Here is a 22862-nt window from a genome sequence, read left to right as displayed (position 1 = left end):
TCCCTTTGTTGTCAGCGTTGCACGGCTACCCAGCCGCGCGATTGCGTGGAGCGCACCATCGCTTCCAGGAAGTGCAGGCCTTCCAGCGCCAGCTCGGCGCTGAACACTTCGGCCGACTGCCACGTGCCGGTGGCGCGATACTGCTGCAGGCAGTCCGCCAGGTCGCCATACAGGTTGGCGAAGGCTTCCAGGAAGCCGGCCGGGTGGCCGGCCTTGAAGCGGTTGTAGCGGCGCGCGGTGGCGACGTCGCACGCGCCGGCCCGGTCGAGCAGCTCGCGGCGGCCGTCGCGGTGCGACACGAGCAATTCCTCGGGCGACAGCTGGTACCACTCGGCCGACGCGAGGTCGCCATAGATGCGGATGCGCAAGCCGTTGCGGTGGCCGAGCGCGGACTTGCTGAACCAGAACTGGCCCTGGATGTCGCCGCTGTAGCGGGCCAGGCAGCTGGAATTGTCGACCACGCCGTCGAACCAGCCATAGTGGTTCTGGTCCGCCACCAGGTCGAGCGGGCGTTCGCCGGTGAGGTAATGCACGATCTGGTGCAGGTGCGTGCCCAGGTCCAGGTGCAGGGTCGGCACCGCGCCGTCGGCCAGGCGCCAGGGCTGCGGCGACGGCTTGTTGCCGCGGCCGTCGGTGCGCACGAAGCCTTCCTGCGGCATCTCGGCCTGGAAGTGCAGGATACGGCCCAGCTGCCCCGAACGGACCTTGCGCGCCAGTTCGCGCAGCATCGGGTAGCCGGTGTAGTTGTACGTGATGCCGAGGAAGGCGCCGAGCTCGTCGCGCAGCTGGAGCAGCGCGCGCGCCTCTTCCGGCGTGCCGGCCAGCGCCTTTTCGCAGATGACGGGAATGCCCGCGCGCATGCAGCCGGCCACCATGTCGTGATGCGCCGGAATCGGCGTGAGGATCGCGACGGCGTCGATGCGGCCGCGCTCGGCTGCCACCAGGTCCGGCCAGCTCGCATACAGGCGATCGGCGGGAATGCCATAGGCGGCCGCCGTCTCGCGGTTGTCCTCTTCCTGCGTGCTGAAGCAGCCGGCCACCAGTTCCCAGCGGCGGTCCATGGTGCTGGCGACGAAATGCGAATAGCCCACGGCGGAGTTGACGGCGCCGCCGATGAAGGCGATGCGCAGGGGCGTGGTGGGCATCGTGCCGGATTGCGTGCTCATCATTGCGCGGCCGCCGTGGCGGATTTGCCGAACTGCCTGACAAGCTCGAATTTCATGATCTTTCCCATCGGATTTTTCGGTAGTGCTTCGACAACGAAATAGTGGCGTGGCTGCTGGAAGTCGGCGAGCCGCTCGGCGCACAGCATGCGCAGGGCACGCAGGTTGAAGGCCGCCGGGTCCTCGCACACGAGGGCCACGCCGACGACCTCGCCCAGCCTTTCATCGGCTACGGCAAAAGCCGCGCATTCTTTAATGGTTGGCAGGGTGGCCACGACCGCCTCCACATCGACCGGATAGACATTCACGCCACCCGTGATGATCAGGTCCTTGGCGCGGCCGCGGTAGTACAGGAAGCCGTCCTCGTCGAGACAGCCCAGGTCGCCGGTGCGGAAGTACTCGCCCCACATGGCGGCAGCGGTCAAATCCGGCCGGTGGTAGTAGCCGCCGAACAGCATCGGGGTCTTGCAGACGATCTCGCCATCGGCGCCAGGCGGCAGTTCGACGTCGCCAGGCCCCAGGATACGGATATCCACGCCGGGCGCCGGGCAGCCGACCGAGGCCAGCTTGCCGGCCGCGCTGGAACTGTCGAGATTGCTGGCGATGGCGATCTCGGACGTGCCATAGCATTCGTGAAAGGCGCAATCCATGCGCGCCAGCAGCTCGTCCTTCGTGGCGTTGTCGAGCGCGGCGGACGACGACACCACGCACCGCAGGCTCGTGAGGTCGTGGCTGCCGGGCGTCCGCAACTCGGTGACGATCTGCCGCAACTGCGACGACACGGCGATCGTGAACGTCACGCGCTGCTGCGCCACGCAGCGCAGCCAGGCGGCGGTGGAAAAGCGCGCCATCACGACCGACGTCGCGCCATGCATGAATGCCATCAGGACCAGGCGCTCGGCCAGCGAGTGATACAGCGGCGTGGCCGCCAGGATGACGTCATCGGCATGCACGCCATACATCTCGACCGCGGCCGCCGCCCGGTTCACCTTGGTGCGCTGGGGCAACACGATCGGCTTCGGATCGCCGGTCGAACCGGACGTCATCGTGAGGATCAGTGCATGCTCCGGCTTGCCGAGGTCGCGCGGCGGCACGTCGGCCGCGACCGCCGCGATGAGTTCGTCCAACGTCACCGCGCCGGGCACGGCGGCGTCGACCGACACCTGCAAGCCGGGCACGGCGGGCTGGGCGGACCCTTCCGCCAGCGCTTCCAGCTGGCCGGCGCCGGCCACCAGGTGCCGCACTTCGGTGGCGGCAAACGCGCGCCGCACCGCGTCCGGCGTGAGCGACGTGTTCAGCGGAACGAGGCTGGCGCCCAGATCGGCCGCCACGACCAGCAGCGCGGCGAATTCGATGCTGTTGGGGAGCAGCACGCCGATCTGTTCGCCGGGCTGCACGCCGCGCTCGGCCAGCGCATACGACCAGCGCCGCACGAGGGCCGACAGCCCGGCGTACGTGGCCGTGCGGCCGTCGCACCAGATGGCCAGCTTGTCCGGGTGCGCCGCGGCATGCGCGAAGAAGGGCGGGGCGACGCGGCTGTCGTTGATGCTCATCTGTTATCCCAGCATTTTCGAGAATTTGAGGAAGGCGCGGCTTTTCAACCTGAACAGCTGTGCCGGCTCCGGCAGCCAGACCTGGTCGTCCGCCGTATCGTTCGAGATCAAGGTGTTGGCGCCGATGAAGTTGCGCGCGCCGATGGTCTTGCCGTGCGCGGCGCTGGCGTTCACCCCGAAGAAGCAGCTTTCCCCCACCACGCAGCCGCCGGCCAGCGCGATGCCCGAGTTGATGAAGTTGAAGCGCCCGATCCGGCAGTCGTGGCCGAGGTTGACATTGCTGGAGATGAACGTGCCGTCGCCGATCGTGCAGCCGGGGTGGATGGACACGTGGTCGAGGATGATGCAGTTCTCGCCGATGGTCACGCCGTCGTGCCGGAACACGGATGGGTGGACATAGCTGGCCAGGCGATAGCCGCGTTCGGCCAGGTCGGCGTGGCGGCGCGCGCGCAAGCCGTTCATGTCGATGAAGCCGATGGCGACGATCGCCGCGTGCTCGGCCGGCGGGAAATGCCGTTCCAGCGCGCTGAAGGGCACCAGGGGCAGGCCCAGGAACGTATCGCCTTCGACATACGCGTCGTCGGCCGTGAAGCCGACGATGTCCATGCTGTGCCGTGCATAGGAGTGGAGCAGGCGGGCCGTCGCGCCGTTGCCGAAAATGATGGTTTTCATGGAGCCTTACACTGAAAGGATCAGCTCGATCAGCGCGTCCTGCCGCTCGGCGGGAAGGTCCGGATAGATCGGCAGGCACAGCACCTGCAGCGACAGCCGCATGGCGACCGGCAGGTTGTCGCGCCGCGCCGACGGCATGCCCCGGTACATGGGGAATTCGCTGATCAGCGGATAGAAATAGCGCCGCGCATAGAAGCCGGCGGCCCGCAGTTTTTCATACAGTTCGTCGCGGGTGAGCGGATAGCCAGGCTGCACCAGGATCGGGAAATACGAGTGGTTCGGGTGCGTTTCCTCGGGCACTTGCGGGCATTCGATGCCCGGCACGTCGCGCAGGCCGGTGCGGTAGCGCCGGTCCACCGCGGCCCGGGCCGCCAGCACGGCATCGATGCCCTTGAGCTGGAGCAGGCCGAACGCCGCGTTCACCTCGCTCATCTTGCCGTTGATGCCCGGCGCGACGACGGTCACTTCGTCGGCGAAGCCGAAGTTCTTCAGGTGGTCGATGTGGCGCTTGGTGCGGGCATCCTTGCAGATGATGGCGCCGCCCTCGAAGGTATTGAACACCTTGGTCGCATGGAAGCTCAGCACCGACAGGTCGCCGTGGTTGAGCACGCTGCTGCCGCGGTGCTGCACGCCGAACGCATGGGCGGCATCGTAGATGACCTTCAGGCCATAGTTGGCGGCAATCTCTTCGATCTCTTCCACGTTGCAGGGGCGGCCATAGCAGTGCACGGGCAGGATCGCCGTCGTTTGCGGGGTGATGGCCGCCTCGATCTGGCGCGGGTCGATGTTGAACGTATCGGGCTCGATATCGACGAACACGGGCTTGATGCCGTTCCACAGCAGCGAGTGGGCCGTGGCGACGAACGAATAGGGCGTCGTGATGACTTCGCCGGTGATGCGCAGCGATTGCATGGCCGTCATCAGCGCCAGCGTGCCGTTCGAGAACAGCGACAGATGCGGCACGCCCAGGTAACGGGCGAGTTCCTGCTCCAGCTGCTGGTGGAACGGGCCGCCGTTGGTCAGGATCTTGTTGTCCCAGATCTGTTGCAGGTAGGGGATGAATTCTTCCAGCGGCGCCAAAGCCGGCTGCGTGACATAGACGGGGGAGCGAGGTGCCTCTTTCATTGCGCGTTCCTCCCGCCCGCCGCCGGGACGGAGGCTACGGCCGGCGCATTGCGGCACGCCGTGCAGATGTTGTTTTTCATTCTGGCATCCTCATGACGTTAATGCTCGACCGCCTCGACATGCGGTCGGCGATGCCGCCCGATGTTGATGCGCGGCAATTGTAACCCGTGACCTCCCTGTCCGCAAAACAAGCCGTGCACTGCTCATTCCTCGAGCGCGGCCGGGGGCTGGCCGGCCGGCTCCAGGTAGAGGGTGTCGGCCGGCATGCCGCTGCACCAGCGGTGCCACATGAGCCGCACCATCGCGCTCAGGTTGGCGGCGAGCCGGTCGGGGCGGGCCAGGGCCGATTGCTCCAGGCGCTCGCGCAGCGCGGCGCGCAAAGCGGCGAGTTCCTCCGTCCTGCCGGCCCAGCCGGCGGCAGCGCGCACGAATTGCTCCGGCGTTTCCGCGATGAAGTCGTTCAGCCCCAGGTGGCTCAGGATCGCCGCGCTGGTGCGGCCGGACGTCGTCGCCCCCGCCAGCGTGACGATCGGCACGCCCATCCACAATCCGTGCAGGGTCGTCGTGCCGCCCGTATAGGGGAAGGTGTCGAGGCACAGGTCGACCTGGTGGTGCAGGGCCAGGTAATCGCGCATGCTCCCACGTTCATGGAATACCAGGCGCTCGCCGCCGATCCCGGCGGCCTGGAACTGCTCGCGCATTGCCGCCTTCTGGCCGTCGCTCGTCAGGGCACCCAGCAGCAGGCGCGAATCCGGCACAGCCGCCAGGACCTTGGCCCACAATTGCACGACCCCGGCATGGATCTTGTTGGCGCGGTTGAAGCTGCCGAACGTGAGGTGGCCGTTGTGCAGGGCGGGCAACGGGTTGACGTCCACCTGCTCGTCGGCGGGCTGGAACACGGCAGACGCGGGCAGGTAGGCGATGCGTTCGCTGTAGTGGTCGTCGAAGCGGCCCGGCGGCAACAGGTGCGGGTCGGTCAGGAAATAATCGACCGCGCGCAGCCCGGTCGTGCCGGGATAGCCGATCCACGTTACCTGCACCGGTGCGGGCTTGCGGGCCAGCACGTGCAGCCGGTTGAAGCCGGTGTGGCCCGACAGGTCGACGAGCACATCGATGCGGTCGGCGCGGATCAGGGCTTCCAGAGCGTCGTCCGCAAGATCGCTGACGTCGCGCCACAACGGCACGCTGGCGCGCAGCGCCGCGTTCACGCTGTCGTTCACGGTGTTGGTGTAGTAGATCACCAGCTCGAGCGATGGATCGTGGCGCAGCTGTTCCAGCACCGGGCGGATGAAATTGGCCACGGCGTGGTGGTAGAGGTCGCCCGAGATGAAGGCCAGCCGGATGCGCCGGTCGGGGTCGTTGTCCGTCTCGTGCCGCCCGATCCAGCGGTCCTGGCGCTCGAACTGCTTCGCGTAGGTCTCGTGCGCGGCCCGCGACGCCGCGATGTCGGCATCGCCATGGGCCAGGTAGAACAGCAGGTTCGAATGGGCGCCGGTGAACGCCGGATCGAGCGCGATCGCTTGCCGGCTCATCTCGATGGCCGCCGCGGTGTCGCCGGCCACGCTCAGGTAATGCGCGAGGTTCGAGCGGATGTTGGCCGCCTTCGGATCGAGCCGCGCGGCCTTGCGCAGGTGGGCGATCGACCGGTCGAGCTGGCCCATCGCGGCCTGCGCATTGGCGAGGTTGAGAAGCAGCTCGGCATCGTCGGGCGCCAGGGCCATCGCGACCACGCTGTTCTCGAACGATTCGCGGTGCCGGCCCAGCTGGCTGAGCACGACGGACAGGTTGCGATAGGCATCGATGAAGCCCGGGTCCGCGCCGATCGCCGCACGGAAGTAGTCGACCGCGGTGTCGCGCTGGCCCAGCGTATGCAAGGCCGTGCCCAGATTGTTCAAGGCAAAGGCATAGTCGGGCTTGATCTCGAGCGCCTGGCGCAACAGGGGAACGGCCTCGGCGTGGCGCCCCAGTTCCACCAGCAGGCCGCCGAGGTTGCCCGCCGCGAGCCAGGACTGCGGATCGATGCGCAGCGCGTCCCGCAGGTGGGCCAGCGCTTCGTCGTCGAGCCCGAGCTGGTGCAGCACCGCGGCGAAGTCGATGTGCGCCTGCACATTGTGCGGGTCGCCCAGCAGGGCCTTGCCGAAATTGAGCGCGCTGTCGCGCGTCTTGCCCAGCGCCATCTGCAGCGACGCCAGCTGCTGCAGCGCGGCCGGATCGTCCGGCACTAGCTTGACGGCCCGCTCGCTGGCGTTGAGGGCTTCCCCCAGCCGGCCCCAGGCGCGCAGCGACTCGGCGCGCCCGTAGTGGTACAGGGCATCGTCGCCAAGGAGCCGCAGTGCCTTCGACCACGCCGCGCTGGCTTCCTCGTAGCGGCCCAGCGCGTGCAGGCCCGAGGCCAGCGAAGGATAGAGTTGGTGCAGCTTGGGAGCCAGTTTCAGGGCGAGCTGGTAGCACTCGACGGCCACGCCGTGGTTGCCCATGCCCTGTTCGACGCTGCCGAGTTCGACGAGCGCTTCGAGGTTAGCGGGATCGGCGCTCAGCGCATGGCGGTAGCTGTTGCTCGCGGCAGCGAGCTCGCCATGGTCTTGCAGGGCGTGGCCCAGTTGAAGGTGTGCGGTGGAATTGCCGGGATCGCTTTCGACCCAGCGGACGAGCTCCGGCAGCGGGTCGCCTCCTTGCGCCTGGACGGCTTCGGCGAGGAGTCGCCACAGATCCGATGACTGCGCGGGCGACAGCGCGGCCGATGGCGCTTGAAGGTCGGCCAGCGGACGCAGCAGTGACAGGGCGGTGACATGGTCGCCACGGGCCAGCGCGGCCGCCGCCTGCTCCAGTGCGAGGGAGGGGGCGAGGGAGGGCGACGAGGAGGGCGCTCCATCGCCGCTGGATGCTGCAAGGTCGCTGGTATTCTTCATTCGCTACGGGTCGAGTGGCTATGCCGCATTGTACGGCGGCAATTTCCGCTCCGAACCGTCGAACAGAGCGGGAATACCCCATCATACCCCTGGCGTTCGCATGCCCGCGCCCGGCATGCTTGCGCTCCCGAACCTACATGTTCGGGTAGTTCGGCCCGCCGCCACCCTCTGGCGTCACCCACACGATGTTCTGCGTGGGATCCTTGATGTCGCAGGTCTTGCAGTGCACGCAGTTCTGCGCGTTGATCTGCAGGCGATCCGTGCCTTCGTCGGTCTTCACGTATTCGTACACGCCGGCCGGGCAGTAGCGCTGTTCCGGGCCCGCGTACTTGGACAGGTTGACATCGACCGGCACCGACGGGTTCTTCAAGGTCAGGTGGATCGGCTGGTCTTCGGCGTGGTTCGTGTTCGAGATGAACACGGAGGACAGCTTGTCGAAGGTGAGCTTGCCGTCCGGCTTCGGGTACACGATCGGCTGGTAATTGGCCGCCGGCTTCAGGCAGGCGTGATCCGGCTCGTTGTGGCGCAGGGTCCAGGGTGCCTTGCCGCGGAAGACGATCTGGTCGATGCCCGTCATGATCGTGCCGAACACGAGGCCCTTGTTCAGGTATTGCTTCACATTGCGCGCGACGTGCAGTTCCTCATGCAGCCAGGACTGCTCGAAGGCGGTCGGGTAGGCCGACAGTTCATCGTGCTGGCGGCTGGCGCCCAGCGCATCGACGAGCGCCTCGGCGGCCAGCATGCCGGACTTGATGGCGGCGTGGCTGCCCTTGATGCGGCTCATGTTCAGGAAGCCGGCGTCGCAACCGATCAGGCAACCGCCCGGGAACACCAGCTTCGGCAGCGATTGCAGGCCACCCGACGTGATCGCGCGCGCGCCATACGAGATGCGCTTGCCGCCTTCGAAGTAGCCGCGGATCGCCGGGTGCGTCTTGTAGCGCTGGAACTCCTCGTACGGCGAAATATATGGGTTGTGGTAGTTCAGGCCGACCACGTAGCCGACGGCGACCTGGTTGTTTTCCAGGTGATACAGGAACGAGCCGCCATACACGTCGTGCGCCAGCGGCCAGCCGGACGTGTGGATCACCAGGCCGGGCTGGTGCTTGGCCGGATCGATTTCCCACAGTTCCTTGATGCCGATGCCGTAGGCTTGCGGGTCCTTGCCCTTGTTCAGGTCGTACTTGGCCATCAGCTGCTTGCCCAGGTGGCCGCGCGAGCCTTCGGCGAACAGCGTGTATTTGCCGTGCAGCTCCATGCCGAGCTGGAAATCGGGGCCCGGTTCGCCGTCGCGCTTGACACCCATATTGCCGGTGGCGACACCTTTCACGGAGCCATCCTCGTTGTACAGGATCTCGGCGGCCGGGAAGCCGGGGAAGATCTCCACACCCAGGCTTTCCGCCTGCTGGCCCAGCCAGCGCACCACGTTGCCCAGCGAAATCACGTAGTTGCCATGGTTTTCCAGGCACTTCGGCACCATGAAGTTCGGCGTCTTGTACGCTTTCGTTTCAGTCAGGAACAGCACCCGGTCTTCGCTCACGGGCGTGTTCAGCGGCGCGCCTTTTTCCTTCCAGTCGGGAATCAGCTCGTTCAGCGCGCGCGGGTCCATCACGGCACCGGACAGGATATGCGCACCCAGCTCGCCGCCTTTTTCCAGCACCACCACCGAGATTTCCTGGTTCTTTTCCTGCGCGAGCTGCTTGATGCGGATCGCGGCGGACAGCCCGGCCGGGCCACCGCCGACGATCACCACGTCATACTCCATCGCTTCGCGTGGGCCGTACTGTTCAACGAGATTCGTCATAAGATTTTTATAGGTGTGTGAATTCGGGAAAAATTAGCACGAGTGTGCTCTTTTTCCGCCCCAAATGCAACGGCATTGTAGTAGATGTTCCCGTCTAATTTGCCCGATTGTGTAAGATAGGCACCACTCGCACAGCACAAACGCTGCCGCACCGGGCGGCGCACTCTTGGGAGGAGGAAGACGTGGGTATCGAAGTCAATTTTGAAGGCAAGATCGCGCTCGTGACGGGCGCTTCCAGCGGCCTGGGGGCGCGGTTCGCGAAAGTGCTGGCCAGCGCCGGCGCGCAGGTGGTGCTGGCGTCACGGCGCGTGGAACGCCTGAAGGAATTGCGTGCCGAAATCGAAGCCGATGGCGGCGCGGCCCACGTGGTGGCGCTGGACGTGACGGACTACGCCAGCATCAAGTCGGCCATTGCCCACGCCGAGACGGAAGCGGGGCCGATCGATATCCTCGTCAACAATTCCGGCGTGTCCACCACGCAGCGGCTGGTGGACGTGACGCCGGAAGACTACAACTTCGTGATGGACACGAACCTGCGCGGCGCCTTCTTCGTGGCGCAGGAAGCGGCCAAGCGCATGATCGCCCGCGCCAAGGGCGACCCGAAGAAGCAGCACCGTATCATCAACATCGCCTCCGTCGCCGGCCAGCGCGTGCTGCCGCAGATCGGCGTGTACTGCATGAGCAAGGCCGGCGTGATCCACATGACGAAGGCAATGGCGGTGGAGTGGGGCCGCCACGGCATCAACACCAACGCGATCTGCCCAGGGTACATCTCGACCGAGATCAACGAGGATTATTTTGCCAGCGAGCAGGGGCGGCGGTTGATCGAGATGCTGCCCAGGAAGCGGCCGGGGAAGCCGGAGGATCTTGATGGGTTGCTGTTGCTGCTGGCGGGGGAGGATGCGCATTTCATCAACGGGGCCGTGATTTCGGCTGACGATGGGATGACGGCGCAGTAGGACCGGCGTTGTAAACGCTGGCCGCATTGCACAGCAGCAGCTTAAGGCTGTGAAAAGACCTACATCACACCTTCCATAGTCGTGCATGTTCCTCGGGCGTCCGCTCGGAGGAAACTGGACTCGTTCTTAGGCGGCGCGGGCAATCAAGCTAGGGAAGCGCTGATTTATTGCTGGTGGATGAGATTGGTCCTGAAAAACGTGTCCAGCAAGACGCAAATGGTCCGTCATACCGAGGTATGGCGGGCCATTTGTGCCGCAGCTGGGCGCGTTTTCTCAGGGCCAAGATCGCCGCCATGAATAAATCAGCGCTTCCCTAGCGACTTCCTTCCGGCTGGGACTCCTTTCATTGAAGTAGGAGGCGGGATGTCGCGTGTTCTTGGTGGAGCTTACTCTGTAGAGTATGGTTCTGAACTCCAGGTGCTGGCGTTTCCCAGCCACGTATGGCTGGGCGAATAATGAAAAAGACTTGGCGACAGTTAGTAAGAGAATCCTTCACAAAAACACGCGACGATCGATACGCGGAAATGTCCAGATATGAAAAACTTGGCTATTTAGTCTTCGGATTCGTAGTGCTTTTGATAATGCTGCTAGTTTGGAACTCAGCCTAGCATTCAGACACGGCCTCGGCTATAGCGGCGGGCAACCTACTCGCGGCTGCTGGCAGGCGGGTTTTCGCATGCCTCAACTGAGCCTATTTGGATCACCCCGAGGAACACCGCTATTTTTGCAAAATGCTCATTGCAGGAGCCATCTTCTGTGCTTATGTATGTTTGTTATGACAGTTTTCGGAAGTTGGTAGAGGTGGTGCGATGAGGCGCTTCCCGCCTCAGATCTGTGAGTTCATGTTGTTTGCCGTCATCGGTGGAGACGTTCTAGCCTTGTCCTGCCATGGTCAGCTTGAGGTGTACTGTCAATAAAGGACACCCTTGTTTTAGGATGGCTGTGGCTGCCTGATGAATTGTTCAGCAAGCCGGGCAGGTAGGATGTAGCCCAGCCGCGAGTGCCGCCGCTGCAGGTTGTAAGAGTTTTAGATGTATTCCTGTATTGCGGGGCGCGCGTCGGCATGGGTCACGTAGCCATGGTGGTGCATCGGTTCATTTTTCAGGCTTCCCCAGAAGCTGATGTGTACTGGTATTACGATCGGGGTGATCGATACATGGGAAATGAGAGGCATGCAATGCTGAGCGCAGAAGATGGCTTCCTCCCAAACTGGGAGGCGCAGTAAGCGGGTTCATGCTGCTGCCGCGGAACGGTGAGCTCCGGCGCCCGCCGGCTCTCATGCCATCAGCTCAACAACCCAATCGATGAACAGGCGCACCTTGCGGCTCAGGTGCCGATTCGACGGATAAGCAATCCACATCGGCATGGGATCGATACGCCAGTCCGTGAACAGCGGCACCAGCGCCCCGCTGGCGACATGGGGCCGCGCCATGTAATCGGGCAGCCACAAGATCCCCAGGCCAGCGAGGCCGGCGGCCAGGTAGGCATTGCCGTCATCGGTGCGCAGCACGTGCTTTCCCGCTACCTTCACGCTGGCGCCATCGCGCCGCATCTCATATGGGAGGCCGCTGCCGGACCAGCGGAACGCCACGATGCGATGGCCGGAATCGTGCAGTGCTTCAGGGTGCTCTGGCGTGCCTGCTCGGCCCAGATACGATGGCGCCGCATACACGCCCAACTCCAGGTCCGCCAGGCGCCGCGCCGCCAGCGACCCATCGGTCAACTCGCCACCGCGAATCACGCAATCGACATTCTCGCCGATGATGTCCACCTTCCGATCGCTCGCGCCCAGGTCCAGCACGATATCCGGATAGCGTTCATGGAACCGCGGCAGTGCCGGCACCAGGACGAGCGCCGCAAAGGGGCTGGGGACGTCGACGCGCAGCGTCCCCGCGGGTGCCGCGGCGGCACCGGGCAGGCCCGCTTCCAGGTCCTCGAATTCGGCGAGGAGGGCGCTGGCGCGCTCGTAATAGGCGGCGCCGTCGGCGGTCACGTTCACGCGCCGCGTTGTGCGGTTCAAGAGCTTCACGCGCAGCCGCGCTTCCAGCTGCTGCACGAGTTGCGTGACCGTCGTCCGGCTCACGTGCAGCGTTTCCGCCGCCTTCGTGAAGCTGCCCGCCTCGACGACGCGCACGAACGCCTTCATCGCGTCGAACCGGTCCATCCGTACTCCTGGGTCTGTTGAGATTGTTTGGATTATACAAACAGTCTTGAAGGCGATTGCCCGTTTATCGGCAGTGCAGGGGCCGGTACAGTGCTCGTCATTCCAACCCATTCATGGAGAACAAGATGAGCAAGCGTGACGTGGTCTTTCCTGCCGGCCGCCAGGCCCTGTACGACATCAACCGCTATTCGCCGGCCGTGCGCTCGGGCGGCTTCCTGTTCGTGTCCGGCCAGGTCGGCAGCCGCGAAGACGGCTCGCCGGAACCGGAACTCGATGCGCAGGTGCGGCGCGCGTTCGCCAACCTGAATGCCGTGCTGGCCGCCGCCGGCTGCACGTTCGAGGACGTGGTGGACGTGAGCCTGTTCATCGTCGACCCGCAACCGCGCTTCCAGCGCATCTGGGACGTGGCACGGGAATTCTGGGGCGAGGCGCCGTACCCCACGGTGACGGCAGTCGGCGTCACCTGGCTGTACGGCTTCGACTTCGAGATCAAGGTGATCGCGAAGCTGCCGGAGTAACAGGGGCGCGCTAGCGCGTCATCCCCACCAGCTTGTGCACCAGCTCGGAAGAAGTGGCGGCGCCGAACTTGCGCATCAGCTTCGCGCGGTGCATTTCCACGGTGCGCGGGGACAGGTCGGTCTCGCGCGCGATCATCTTGCTCGTCTTGCCCTCGACGAGGAAGGCGGCGATCTCCCGCTCGCGCGGCGTGAGCTCGGCCGACACGGGGCGCTTTTCCGATACGTCCTCGAACGTCCACACGCCGGGGCCCAGCGGGTCGGCGCAGTCGAGCGCGCGGCCCGTCACGTGGCACCAGAACAGTTCGCCATTGGACCGGCGCATGATGCGCTCATCCGAATAGCGGCCGCGCGCGTTCATGATGGGGATGATGCGGTGGCCCGTGCGCAGGAATTCATCCATCGTCGGGTACAGCACGCAGAACGACTGGCCGTCCAGCGAGCCGTGGGGATAGCCGAACATGTGCGTGAGCGCGTCGTTGCTGGACTGGATCACGCGATTCACGGAAATGCACATGCCCACCGGCGCAAACCGGAAGATGGTCTCATAATCGATCTCGTACGGGGCATTCATCGCGTGTCTCGTGCTTTCTTATGTGCAGTACCTAACGGTATGGGTGCGGCGGTGCCGTCGCAGTGTCGTCGCAGTGCCGTATTTCTACCGTATTGTACTTTCCCTGCTGGTAACCTATTCTCCAGCGCTAGCTTATCAAAAATGGAAGGGGGCACAATGAATAAAGTTTATCCGGACGCGCAGTCCGCCCTGGCCGGCGTCGTACAGGATGGGCAAACGATCGCCGTCGGCGGTTTCGGCCTGTGCGGCATTCCCGAAGCTTTGATCCTCGCGCTGCGCGATTCGGGCGTGAAGAACCTGACGGCGATCTCGAACAACGCGGGCGTGGACGGCTTCGGCCTCGGCCAGCTGCTCGAGACGCGCCAGATCAGGAAGATGATTGCCTCCTACGTGGGCGAGAACAAGGAATTCGCGCGCCAGTACCTGGCCGGCGAACTCGAACTGGAATTCACGCCGCAAGGCACGCTGGCCGAGAAGCTGCGCGCCGGTGGTGCCGGCATTCCGGCCTTCTTCACCAAGACCGGCGTGGGGACGATCGTCGCGGAAGGCAAGGAAATCCGCGAATTCGATGGCGAGCAATACGTGATGGAGAAGAGCCTCGTCGCCGACGTGGCGCTGGTGAAAGCGTGGAAGGCCGACAAGGCGGGCAACCTCATCTTCCGCAAGACGGCGCGCAACTTCAATCCGAACGTGGCAGCTTCCGGCAAGGTGACGATCGTCGAGGTGGAGCAGCTGGTGGAAGTGGGCGAGATCGATCCGGACGCCGTGCATACCCCCGGCATCTTCGTGCACCGCATCGTGCACAACCCGAATCCGGAAAAACGCATCGAACAGCGCACCGTGCGCGCCGCCTGAGGAGAAGAACATGGCATGGACTCGTGATCAAATGGCCGCGCGCGCGGCGAAGGAACTGCAGGACGGCTTCTACGTCAACCTGGGCATCGGCCTGCCCACGCTGGTGGCCAACTACGTGCCGTCGGATATCGAAGTGTTCCTGCAATCGGAGAACGGCCTGCTCGGCATCGGCCCGTTCCCGACCGAGGAAGAAGTCGATGCGGACCTGATCAACGCCGGCAAGCAGACCGTGACGGCGCTGCCCGGCTCGGCGTACTTCAGCTCCGCCGATTCGTTCGGTATGATCCGTGGCGGCAAGATCAACCTCGCCATCCTGGGTGCCATGCAGGTCTCCGAGAAGGGCGACCTGGCCAACTGGATGATTCCCGGGAAAATGGTGAAGGGCATGGGCGGCGCGATGGACCTCGTCGCCGGCGTGAAGAAGGTCGTGGTGCTGATGGAGCACGTCGCCACCGCCAAGGACGGCACCACGTCGCACAAGATCCTCAAATCATGCGACCTGCCGCTGACGGGTGTCGGCGTTGTCGACCTGATCATCACCGACCTTGGCGTGATGGAAGTAACGGACCAGGGCCTGAAGGTGACCGAACTGGCACCCGGCGTGACGAAGGAACAGATCGCCGCCGCATCGGGCGTGGAACTGGATTTGTCGGCCGTCTGACCCGCCGCCGACCACTTTCGCAAAGCCTTCCGGGTGCGAGCCCGGAAGGCTTTTTGTTTGGCGCCGTCAAGGCAAGGCACGCCTGCGCCTTATTCCGCGGCCACGTGGCTGGCGATCCGGTCCGCCACCACGCGCACCGATGGCAGCTGGCCGCGGCGGCTGGGCAGCAGGAGCGTCGTCGTCACATGGCCCGCGGTCCAGCCATCGAGGACGCGCACCACGCTGCCCGCGCTTAGTGCATCGATGCACAGGCGCCGTGGCAGGCACGCGATGCCGAGCCCGGCGCCAGCCGCGTCCAGCAGCACGGTCGATTCGTCGGCGTACAGCACGGGCGACGGCCGGGCCTCGTAGTGCTCGCCGTGCCCGGCTTCCAGCGTCCATGGCGCGGCGGAGACCATCGCGCCGTCATGGCTGTCGAGGTCGCGCGGATGAGCTGGTACGCCCCGGGCCGCCAGGTAGGCGGGGGCCGCGACCAGGAATACCGGGTCGGTGGCGATGCGCCGCTGCACGAGATTCGAATCCGGCAGCGGCGCGAAGTGGTCGCGCACGGCGATGTCGAACCCTTCCTGCACGATATCGACGAAGCGGTCGGTCGCATGCAGCGACACGCGCAGGCGCGGATAGTCGCGCGCCAGTTGCACCAGCGGCGCCCGCAGCACGGTCTGCGCCGTGGGGATCGACGCCGTGATGCGCACGATGCCGCTCGGCTCGGCCAGCCGGCCCTGCACCACGTCCTCGGCCGCTTCCGCCTCGATCACCATCGCCGCGGCGTGCCGGTAGAACTCCTGTCCCACTTCCGTCACCGTGAAACGGCGCGACGAACGCTGGATCAACCGCACGTCCAGCATGCGTTCGAGTTCGGACACGCGTTTGGCCAGCGTCGATTTCGGTATGCCGAGACGGCGCGACGCGGCCGCGAATCCGCCGTGATCGATCACGCGCACGAAGTAGTGCAGATCATTGAGGTTCAATTTCATCGTCCACACCTGTGGACGATGCATCCATATTTACCCATATTCTCCTTCAGCGTCCACGAAGCTAATATGCAGCTCATCGTAACCCCAAAGGAGAAACAATGGAACCGGTACTGTTTTATGGCGTTCCCAGCGGCTGCTCGCTGGCCAGCATCGTGGCCCTCGAATGGCTTGGACAACCATATCGCCTCGCCCGGGTGGAGATGCTGGAACAGCCGTGGGACGCGGCCTACGCTCGCGTGAACCCGAAGATGAAAACGCCCGCGCTGCTGCTGGAGGACGGCACCCCGCTGACGGAAAGCCTGGCGATCCTGCAGCACATCGCGCGGCGCGCCGACGCGAGCCGTCGTGGCCCACGCCACGACGCGGACGCGCTGGCCGAGACGCTGTCTTACCTTGTGACGGATCTGTTCAGCGCGTTCGCGCCTTTATGGGCCGCGTACGAGAAGGGCGACGAGCACCCCGACTGGGTGCCGGTCCTGCGCCAGTTCGGCCAGGCCGCGGTGGAGCGCGAGTTCGCCTATCTGGAGACGCGCCTGAAGGGGAGGGACTGGCTGCTGGGCGGCGAGCAGCCGTCCGTGGCCGACGCCTACCTGTTCGCGGTGGCCCGCTGGGCGGATTACCACCAGCTGTTCGACACGGCGGAGCGCTTTCCGGCAGTAGCGCGCGTGCTGGGCAGGCTGCGCGACGATCCTGCCGTGCGTTTCGCGCTGGCCGTGGAGCAGGGGGAAGATGGCAAAGGGGCCAAAGGGGGCAAGGGGGACAGCGCCTGCCTCGGCCACGTGCCCTTGCAGGACGCGCTCGGCCGCGCGCAGGGGTAAAAAAAAGCACCGGCGGGGCCGGTGCTTTCTTCAACGAACGTGTAGCGATCAGGCTTGCTTGACCGCGGCCACAGCCGGCATGTCTTCGCCGTGCTTGGTCTCTTCCAGCGGCTCGTGCGGTGCCGACGGGTTGGCCAGTTCGCGCTTCAGGGTGTCCATGTTCAGCTCGCCTTCCCACTTGGCGACCACCAGGGCTGCCACGCCGTTGCCCACGAAGTTGGTCAGGGCGCGGGCTTCGCTCATGAAGCGGTCGATGCCCAGGATCAGCGCCATGCCGGCCACCGGGATCGTCGGCACCACGGCCAGTGTCGCGGCCAGCGTGATGAAGCCGGCGCCGGTGATGCCCGATGCGCCCTTCGAGGTCAGCATCGCCACGCCCAGGATGGTCAATTCCTGCATCAGCGTCAGTTCCGTGTTGGTAGCTTGCGCCACGAACAGGGCGGCCATCGTCATGTAGATGTTGGTGCCGTCCAGGTTGAACGAGTAGCCGGTCGGAACCACCAGGCCCACGACGGGTTTCGACGCGCCCAGCTTTTCCAGCTTCTTCATCAGCGACGGCAGCGCGCTTTCCGAGGAGCTGGTGCCCAGCACGATCAGCAGTTCTTCCTTGATGTAGGCGATGAAGCGGCCGATCGAGAAGCCCGTGAACTTGGCGATGGCGCCCAGCACGATGAACACGAACAGGAAGCAGGTGAGGTAGAACGAACCCATCAGCTTGGCCAGCGGCAGCAGCGAATCGATGCCGTATTTGCCGATGGTGAATGCCATGGCGCCGAACGCACCGATCGGGGCGGCCTTCATGATGATGTTGACCATGCCGAAGATCACGGCGCCGGCCTCGTCGATGATGTTCAGCAGCGGCTTGCCGCGTTCACCCAGCAGCGACAGGGCGAAGCCGAACAGCACCGAGATCAGCAGCACTTGCAGGATGTCGCCCTTGGCGAACGCGTCGACAACCGTGTTCGGGATGATGTGCAGGACGAAGTCCACGGTGGACTGGTGGGAAGCCTTCTCGGTATATTGCGCGATGGCCTTGGTGTCGAGCGTGGCGGGATCGGCGTTGAAACCGGCGCCCGGCTTGACGATGTTGGCGACGAACAGGCCGATCACCAGCGCGAAGGTCGACACGATCTCGAAGTAGAGCAGCGCCTTGCCGCCCACGCGGCCGATCTTCTTCACGTCCTGCATGCCGGCGATGCCGGAAACGATGGTGCAGAAGATCACCGGTGCGATGATCATCTTGATCAGCTTGATGAAGCCGTCGCCCAGCGGTTTCATCGCCACGGCGTCGGTCGGCAGGTAGATGCCCAGCAGCACGCCGACGAAGATGGCGAACAGCACCTGCACGTACAGGATTTTGTAGAACGGTTTTTTCATGATCGGAGTCTCCCCAATTGGCTTCCCAGTGCTCCCATCATGTCAAACGATCTCTGATATCACCATTGTGATTATCCGCATTGTGGTTTCCCCTATGAGGGCTAGCCACATTGGGGTTTCTACGTAGCATTGCGAGTGTGAACCGTCGGTGCGGACCGCGCTGTTATAATCGCCCGCGCTGCATCTGGACGGGCGCAGTCACCTCCCGCTTCTCCCCGGGAGCTGCCCGTCTGTCATGGAAAGTGAGCCTTATGTCTACCAGTACCCCTATACCGGCACGGGAGGACTCGCACGAAGGAAGTCACTTTGTGCGGTTCTACCAGGATGATGCGGTCCTGCTTGCCGAGGTCGCAGAGTTCCTCGACCGTGGCCTGCGCGGCGGCGGCACCGCGATCGTCATCGCGACCCCGGCGCACCTGGCGGAACTGCGCCAGCACTTGGCGGGATTCGGCGCCCCGCAAGGGCAACGCCACTGGTTCCCGGGCGAACTGATCATGCTCGACGCGGCCGAGGCCCTGGCCCGATTCATGGTGGATGGCTGGCCCGACGAGCGCCGCTTCGACGCGGCCATCGGCAAGGTCGTGCGCGCTGCCTGCGACACTGGGAATACCGTGCATGCATTCGGTGAAATGGTCGCCCTGCTGTGCGCGGAAGGTTTGTACGACGCCGCCGTGCGGCTCGAACAGTTATGGAACGACCTGGCGCGCACTTGCCGCTTTTCACTGTTCTGCGCCTACCCGTGGCAGCATTTTCCCTCCGAGCACCAAGCCAGCGCCTTCCAGCAGATTTGCCACGAGCACGACCACGTGTGCTCGGCCGGCCATGCGCCGGGCGAGGCGCCGCGCGATGTCAATCTCCGGCTCGCGCTGCTTGAGCAGCAGGCGCTGGCGCTGCGCGGCGAAGTAGCGCGCCTGAAAGAAGTCGAGGAAACGCTCAGGTACCGCGAGCGGGAGCTGGCCGATTTCGTGGAGGGCGCCGCCGAAGGACTGCATCGCGTGGGGCCGGACGGTACCATTCTCTGGGCCAACAAGGCCGAACTGGCGATGCTGGGCTATCGCTGGGAAGAATACGTGGGCCGCCATATCGCCGAGTTCCATGCCGACGCGGACGTCATCGGCGATATCCTGCGCCGCCTGGGCGCCGGGGAAACCCTGTACGACGTGCCGGTGCGCCTGCGCTGCCGGGACGGTTCCATCAAGCATGCCCTCGTGCATTCCAACGGCTGTTTCGAGAATGGCCAGCTGCGCTACACCCGCTGCTTCACGCGCGACTCCACGGAGCGGCACCTGCTCCAGATCGCGCACCGGGAGCGGGAGGCGCTGGTGGCAGAGCTGTCGCGCAGCAATCGCGCCAAGGACGAGTTCCTGGCCATGCTGGCACACGAACTGCGCAATCCGCTTGCCCCGATCAGCTCGGCCGCCCAGCTGCTGGCACTGGCGGCGGATGATCCACACCGGGTGCGCGCTGCGGCCGCCGTCATCACGCGGCAGGTCGGGCACATGGTGGGATTGGTCGACGACCTGCTCGATGTCGCGCGGGTGACGCGCGGCCTGGTCGTGCTGGCCAGGGAGGCCCTCGACCTGCGCGACGTCGTGGCCGAGGCAACCGAACAGGCGGGGCCGCACGTGCGCGCGCGCGGCCAGCAGCTGGCGCTGGACGTATCCGCCGAGGCCGCATGGGTCAACGGCGATCGCAAGCGCATCATCCAGGTCGCCGTCAATCTCATTACCAATGCGAGCAAGTTCGCCCCGGAAGGAAGCAATATCGAGATCGGGGTGCGGGTCGGCGTGGACGATGTGGAACTGACGGTGGCCGACGAAGGCATCGGCATGGATGCCGAGCTCGTGCCCCGGGTATTCGATATGTTCGTCCAGGGCCACCGCAGCCTCGACCGCGCGCAGGGTGGCCTGGGTATCGGCCTGGCGCTGGCCAGGAGCCTCGTGGAATCGCACGGCGGTTCCATCACGGCGCACAGCGACGGGCATGGCAAGGGGAGCCTGTTCACCGTACGGCTGCCGCGCTGGCGGCAGGAAGCCGACATCCGGCCGCCAGGCACCGTCGACGCGATGCCGCGGCAGGGCGGGCAAGCGCTGCGCGTGCTTGTCGTGGACGACAACCGGGACGCGGCCGACGCACTGGCCAGCCTGCTCGCGGCGCTGGGCCACGAGGCCGACGCCGTGTATTCAAGCAGCGCGGCGCTGGAAGCCGCGGCGGCGCGCTGCCCGCACGTGTTCCTGCTCGATATCGGCCTGCCGGACATCGATGGCATTGCCCTCGCGCGCCGCCTGCGTGCGCTCCCGGCCGCCAGCGGCGCGGTGCTCGTGGCTGTGACCGGCTACGGGCGGGAACAGGACAGGGCGGACACGCAGGCCGCCGGGTTCCAGCACCACCTGGTCAAGCCCGTCGACACCGCCGCGCTGGCGGCGATCCTGAACCGGCTCGCCGTCCTTGGGCCGGGCGGCGGCGCGGCATCGGCGAGCGTCTAGCGCTTACTGCGCCACCCAGCCGCCATCCACGTTCCACGCGGCGCCGCGCACCTGGCTGGCGACGTCGCTGCACAGGAATACGGCCAGCCCGCCCAGCTGCTCGGGCGTGACGAAGTCCCCGGACGGCTGCTTGTCGGCCAGCAGGGCGCGCTTGGCTTCCTCGTTGGTGAGGCCGTCGCGCGCGGCACGGTCGTCGACCTGTTTCTGCACCAGCGGCGTCAGTACGAAGCCCGGGCAAATCGCGTTGGCGGTCACCCCCGTCTGCGCCGTTTCCAGCGCGGTCACCTTGGTCAGGCCCACGAGGCCATGCTTGGCCGCCACGTAGGCCGACTTGCCGGCCGAGCCCACCAGGCCGTGCGCCGAGGCAAGATTGATGATGCGGCCCCAGTTCTGCTGCCGCATGCGCGGCAAGGCAAGGCGCGTAGTGTGGAAGGCCGAGGTGAGGTTGATGGCGATGATCGCATCCCACCGTTCAACTGGAAAATCTTCCACATTGGCCACGTACTGGATGCCGGCATTGTTGACGAGCACATCCACGCCGCCGAATTTCTCCGCCGCGAACGCAAACAGCGCCTCGATCTCCGCCGGCTTGCTCATGTCCGCGTTGTGGTGTACGGTCTGCACGCCGAATTCCTGGGCGGTCGAGGAGAGCAGGGTGGCGATGTCGTCGGCATTGCCGAAACCGTTGAACACGATGTTCGCGCCCTGCGCCGCCAGGGCGCGTGCGATGCCCAGGCCGATGCCGGACGTGGACCCCGTCACGAGGGCCGTTTTGCCGGACAGGATCTGCCCGTTCGAAGGTGTGCTGCTCATGGTTCACTCCATAGTTGGTGGTTGCCGTTCGGGGTAGTGCCAGGCGCTGCGCTAAACTTGCCGAGGATTTTAGACGCAACGCACGGTAGAATGTAGCCCAAAAACCAATACCCGGCAGGAGGCTGGATGACCGAAGCAGCGACCAACGAGCCAGTAATCAAGTCCGTGCAGTGCATCTCGCCCGCGGGCTTGCACCGGATGGCCTACAAGGAATGGGGAGATTTGTCCAACCCGAAGGTATTGGTGTGCGTGCACGGCGTGACCCGCGTTGCCGACGACTTCGACGACCTGGCGCGCGCGCTGGCCGGCCACTACCGCGTCGTGTGCCCCGACGTGGTGGGCCGCGGCCGTTCGGGCCGTCTGCGCAATCCCGACCTGTACCGGATTCCACAATACGTGAGCGACATGGTCACGCTGCTGGCGCGCGTGCTGCCCGACGGCGATGGGCGCCAGGTGGCTTGGTTCGGCACGTCGATGGGCGGGCTGATCGGCATGGCCCTGGCTTCATTGCCCGGCAATCCGATCGGGCGCCTGGTGCTGAACGACATCGGCCCGGTGCTCGACCCGGCGGCGCTGCGCCGCATCGGCGACTACATCGGCCAGGACGTGCGCTTCGCGACCTTCGAGGAAGGGGCGCGCTTCGTGCGCGACATTTCCGCCTCGTTCGGCCCGCACAGCGAGGCGCAATGGGAAAAGATGGCGCGCGACGTGCTGCGCCAGGATGCCGACGGCAGCTGGATCCGCCATTACGACCTGGCACTGGCGCAGCCGTTCAGGGCGGCCACGCCCGAATCGGTGGCGGCGGACGAACACATGCTGTGGGCGGCCTACGATGCGATCCGCTGCCCCACGCTGGTGGTGCGCGGCGCGCAATCGGACCTGCTGTCGCACGCGACGGCGCAGATGATGACGCAGCGCGGCCCGCGCGCGCGGCTGGCGGAAATCGATGGCGTGGGCCATGCGCCCACCTTCGTGCAGCCGGACCAGATCGCGCTGGCGAAGGAGTTCCTGCTGGAGCTGTAACGATTTTTTTGTTGACCATGTAGAAAAGAGAAGAGATGGAAATCAAACGACTGCACGTGGGCAAGCGCCTGTCCGAAGTGGCGATCCACAACAACACCGTGTACCTGGCCGGCCAGATCGCGGGCGACACGAGCGCCGACATCAAGGGCCAGACCCGCGAGGTGCTGGGCCACATCGACCGCCTGCTGGCCGAGGCGGGCAGCGACAAGACCTGCATCCTGTCGACGCAGATCTTCATCACCGACATGGCCCTGTTCCCGGCCATGAACGAAGTATGGGAAGAGTGGGTCGCGCAGGGCCACACGCCGCCGCGCGCCACGGTCGAAGCCAAGCTGGCGAACCCGGCTTGCCTGATCGAGCTGGTGGTCGTCGCCGCCCAGCGTTGATGGCGGCATTGCCGTAACACGCAAGACGGAA

At 65.3% G+C, this 22862-nt stretch carries 19 protein-coding genes; 8 read left to right on the top strand and 11 right to left on the bottom strand.

Annotated elements, in window-relative coordinates:
* Nucleotides 1–11: 11 nt before the first annotated feature.
* The 6 genes from V6Z91_RS27085 to V6Z91_RS27060 all read right to left on the bottom strand — a co-directional run bounded on the left by V6Z91_RS27085 (nucleotide 12) and on the right by V6Z91_RS27060 (nucleotide 9223).
* Entirely contained in the window at nucleotides 12–1169 is a 1158-nt protein-coding gene (locus V6Z91_RS27085) for a Gfo/Idh/MocA family oxidoreductase (RefSeq protein ID WP_338763638.1), read from the bottom strand.
* Nucleotides 1166–2716, bottom strand: coding sequence for a class I adenylate-forming enzyme family protein (locus tag V6Z91_RS27080; RefSeq protein WP_338763635.1), 1551 nt, complete (start codon nucleotides 2714–2716; stop codon nucleotides 1166–1168). Before V6Z91_RS27080 ends, V6Z91_RS27085 begins: the two co-directional genes overlap by 4 nt.
* 3 nt (nucleotides 2717–2719) lie before the next feature.
* Nucleotides 2720–3388 (bottom strand): acetyltransferase, encoded by a 669-nt coding sequence (locus V6Z91_RS27075; protein WP_338763632.1) that lies wholly within the window; start codon nucleotides 3386–3388, stop codon nucleotides 2720–2722.
* 6 nt (nucleotides 3389–3394) lie between these two features.
* The gene (locus V6Z91_RS27070; RefSeq protein ID WP_338763629.1) at nucleotides 3395–4513 is read right to left on the bottom strand and encodes a DegT/DnrJ/EryC1/StrS family aminotransferase; all 1119 of its coding nucleotides are present in this window, start codon (nucleotides 4511–4513) and stop codon (nucleotides 3395–3397) included.
* 203 nt (nucleotides 4514–4716) lie between these two features.
* Nucleotides 4717–7422, bottom strand: coding sequence for a tetratricopeptide repeat protein (locus V6Z91_RS27065; RefSeq protein WP_338763625.1), 2706 nt, complete (start codon nucleotides 7420–7422; stop codon nucleotides 4717–4719).
* 133 nt (nucleotides 7423–7555) lie between these two features.
* Nucleotides 7556–9223 carry an electron transfer flavoprotein-ubiquinone oxidoreductase gene (locus V6Z91_RS27060; protein WP_338763622.1) on the bottom strand — a complete coding sequence of 556 codons (1668 nt, stop codon included), beginning with the start codon at nucleotides 9221–9223 and terminating at the stop codon, nucleotides 7556–7558.
* 182 nt (nucleotides 9224–9405) lie between these two features.
* On the opposite strand from V6Z91_RS27060, the gene V6Z91_RS27055 reads away from it, so the two are divergent.
* Nucleotides 9406–10182, top strand: a complete 777-nt coding sequence (locus tag V6Z91_RS27055; protein ID WP_130188776.1) for an SDR family oxidoreductase — start codon at nucleotides 9406–9408, stop codon at nucleotides 10180–10182.
* Between the two features lie 1276 nt (nucleotides 10183–11458).
* Here V6Z91_RS27055 and V6Z91_RS27050 read toward each other — a convergent pair.
* Nucleotides 11459–12346: a LysR family transcriptional regulator gene (locus V6Z91_RS27050; protein WP_338763617.1), complete on the bottom strand. Its 888-nt coding sequence runs from the start codon at nucleotides 12344–12346 to the stop codon at nucleotides 11459–11461.
* Between the two features lie 125 nt (nucleotides 12347–12471).
* On the opposite strand from V6Z91_RS27050, the gene V6Z91_RS27045 reads away from it, so the two are divergent.
* A complete protein-coding gene (locus V6Z91_RS27045; RefSeq protein WP_338763614.1) occupies nucleotides 12472–12864 on the top strand; it encodes a Rid family hydrolase in 393 nt (130 codons plus the stop codon).
* A 10-nt stretch (nucleotides 12865–12874) separates the two neighbouring features.
* Here the strand turns inward: V6Z91_RS27045 and V6Z91_RS27040 are convergent, their stop codons facing one another.
* Nucleotides 12875–13435, bottom strand: a complete 561-nt coding sequence (locus V6Z91_RS27040; RefSeq protein ID WP_338763612.1) for a PAS and helix-turn-helix domain-containing protein — start codon at nucleotides 13433–13435, stop codon at nucleotides 12875–12877.
* A gap of 156 nt (nucleotides 13436–13591) precedes the next feature.
* Between V6Z91_RS27040 and V6Z91_RS27035 the strand changes: the two genes are divergently transcribed.
* Both V6Z91_RS27035 and V6Z91_RS27030 read left to right on the top strand, forming a co-directional pair.
* Nucleotides 13592–14290, top strand: a complete 699-nt coding sequence (locus tag V6Z91_RS27035) for a CoA transferase subunit A (RefSeq protein ID WP_338763610.1) — start codon at nucleotides 13592–13594, stop codon at nucleotides 14288–14290.
* A gap of 10 nt (nucleotides 14291–14300) precedes the next feature.
* Nucleotides 14301–14951 carry a CoA transferase subunit B gene (locus V6Z91_RS27030; RefSeq protein ID WP_338763608.1) on the top strand — a complete coding sequence of 217 codons (651 nt, stop codon included), beginning with the start codon at nucleotides 14301–14303 and terminating at the stop codon, nucleotides 14949–14951.
* An 89-nt stretch (nucleotides 14952–15040) separates the two neighbouring features.
* Here the strand turns inward: V6Z91_RS27030 and V6Z91_RS27025 are convergent, their stop codons facing one another.
* On the bottom strand, nucleotides 15041–15928 hold the full coding sequence (locus tag V6Z91_RS27025) for a LysR substrate-binding domain-containing protein (RefSeq protein ID WP_338763605.1): 888 nt from the start codon (nucleotides 15926–15928) through the stop codon (nucleotides 15041–15043).
* Between the two features lie 98 nt (nucleotides 15929–16026).
* On the opposite strand from V6Z91_RS27025, the gene V6Z91_RS27020 reads away from it, so the two are divergent.
* Nucleotides 16027–16746 (top strand): glutathione S-transferase N-terminal domain-containing protein, encoded by a 720-nt coding sequence (locus V6Z91_RS27020; RefSeq protein ID WP_338763603.1) that lies wholly within the window; start codon nucleotides 16027–16029, stop codon nucleotides 16744–16746.
* 48 nt (nucleotides 16747–16794) lie between these two features.
* Here V6Z91_RS27020 and V6Z91_RS27015 read toward each other — a convergent pair whose 3' ends face one another.
* Nucleotides 16795–18123, bottom strand: coding sequence for a dicarboxylate/amino acid:cation symporter (locus V6Z91_RS27015; RefSeq protein ID WP_338763601.1), 1329 nt, complete (start codon nucleotides 18121–18123; stop codon nucleotides 16795–16797).
* Between the two features lie 308 nt (nucleotides 18124–18431).
* Between V6Z91_RS27015 and V6Z91_RS27010 the strand changes: the two genes are divergently transcribed.
* Nucleotides 18432–20609: an ATP-binding protein gene (locus V6Z91_RS27010; RefSeq protein ID WP_338763599.1), complete on the top strand. Its 2178-nt coding sequence runs from the start codon at nucleotides 18432–18434 to the stop codon at nucleotides 20607–20609.
* Nucleotides 20610–20612: 3 nt separating this feature from the next.
* Here V6Z91_RS27010 and V6Z91_RS27005 read toward each other — a convergent pair whose 3' ends face one another.
* Complete coding sequence (locus V6Z91_RS27005; protein WP_338772070.1) at nucleotides 20613–21395, bottom strand: 3-hydroxybutyrate dehydrogenase; 783 nt, start codon at nucleotides 21393–21395, stop codon at nucleotides 20613–20615.
* 153 nt (nucleotides 21396–21548) lie between these two features.
* Here V6Z91_RS27005 and V6Z91_RS27000 point away from each other — a divergent pair, with 153 nt between their 5' ends.
* Complete coding sequence (locus V6Z91_RS27000; RefSeq protein WP_338763596.1) at nucleotides 21549–22445, top strand: alpha/beta hydrolase; 897 nt, start codon at nucleotides 21549–21551, stop codon at nucleotides 22443–22445.
* A 35-nt stretch (nucleotides 22446–22480) separates the two neighbouring features.
* Nucleotides 22481–22831 (top strand): RidA family protein, encoded by a 351-nt coding sequence (locus V6Z91_RS26995; RefSeq protein WP_338763594.1) that lies wholly within the window; start codon nucleotides 22481–22483, stop codon nucleotides 22829–22831.
* Nucleotides 22832–22862 lie beyond the last annotated feature (31 nt).

This window comes from Massilia sp. METH4, from assembly GCF_037094685.1.
Classification (GTDB): Bacteria; Pseudomonadota; Gammaproteobacteria; order Burkholderiales; family Burkholderiaceae_D; genus Rugamonas.
Note: the sequence above shows the minus strand (reverse complement) of the source record. Positions and strands in the feature narration are given on the sequence as shown.

Bases quoted from the DNA above. Each gene is read 5' to 3' on its own strand.
- V6Z91_RS27085 (WP_338763638.1), bottom strand. From the start codon at position 1,169: ATGATGAGCACGCAATCCGGCACGATGCCCACCACGCCCCTGCGCATC.
- V6Z91_RS27080 (WP_338763635.1), bottom strand. From the start codon at position 2,716: ATGAGCATCAACGACAGCCGCGTCGCCCCGCCCTTCTTCGCGCATGCC.
- V6Z91_RS27075 (WP_338763632.1), bottom strand. From the start codon at position 3,388: ATGAAAACCATCATTTTCGGCAACGGCGCGACGGCCCGCCTGCTCCAC.
- V6Z91_RS27070 (WP_338763629.1), bottom strand. From the start codon at position 4,513: ATGAAAGAGGCACCTCGCTCCCCCGTCTATGTCACGCAGCCGGCTTTG.
- V6Z91_RS27065 (WP_338763625.1), bottom strand. From the start codon at position 7,422: ATGAAGAATACCAGCGACCTTGCAGCATCCAGCGGCGATGGAGCGCCC.
- V6Z91_RS27060 (WP_338763622.1), bottom strand. From the start codon at position 9,223: ATGACGAATCTCGTTGAACAGTACGGCCCACGCGAAGCGATGGAGTAT.
- V6Z91_RS27050 (WP_338763617.1), bottom strand. From the start codon at position 12,346: ATGGACCGGTTCGACGCGATGAAGGCGTTCGTGCGCGTCGTCGAGGCG.
- V6Z91_RS27045 (WP_338763614.1), top strand. From the start codon at position 12,472: ATGAGCAAGCGTGACGTGGTCTTTCCTGCCGGCCGCCAGGCCCTGTAC.
- V6Z91_RS27040 (WP_338763612.1), bottom strand. From the start codon at position 13,435: ATGAATGCCCCGTACGAGATCGATTATGAGACCATCTTCCGGTTTGCG.
- V6Z91_RS27035 (WP_338763610.1), top strand. From the start codon at position 13,592: ATGAATAAAGTTTATCCGGACGCGCAGTCCGCCCTGGCCGGCGTCGTA.
- V6Z91_RS27030 (WP_338763608.1), top strand. From the start codon at position 14,301: ATGGCATGGACTCGTGATCAAATGGCCGCGCGCGCGGCGAAGGAACTG.
- V6Z91_RS27025 (WP_338763605.1), bottom strand. From the start codon at position 15,928: ATGAAATTGAACCTCAATGATCTGCACTACTTCGTGCGCGTGATCGAT.
- V6Z91_RS27020 (WP_338763603.1), top strand. From the start codon at position 16,027: ATGGAACCGGTACTGTTTTATGGCGTTCCCAGCGGCTGCTCGCTGGCC.
- V6Z91_RS27015 (WP_338763601.1), bottom strand. From the start codon at position 18,123: ATGAAAAAACCGTTCTACAAAATCCTGTACGTGCAGGTGCTGTTCGCC.
- V6Z91_RS27000 (WP_338763596.1), top strand. From the start codon at position 21,549: ATGACCGAAGCAGCGACCAACGAGCCAGTAATCAAGTCCGTGCAGTGC.
- V6Z91_RS26995 (WP_338763594.1), top strand. From the start codon at position 22,481: ATGGAAATCAAACGACTGCACGTGGGCAAGCGCCTGTCCGAAGTGGCG.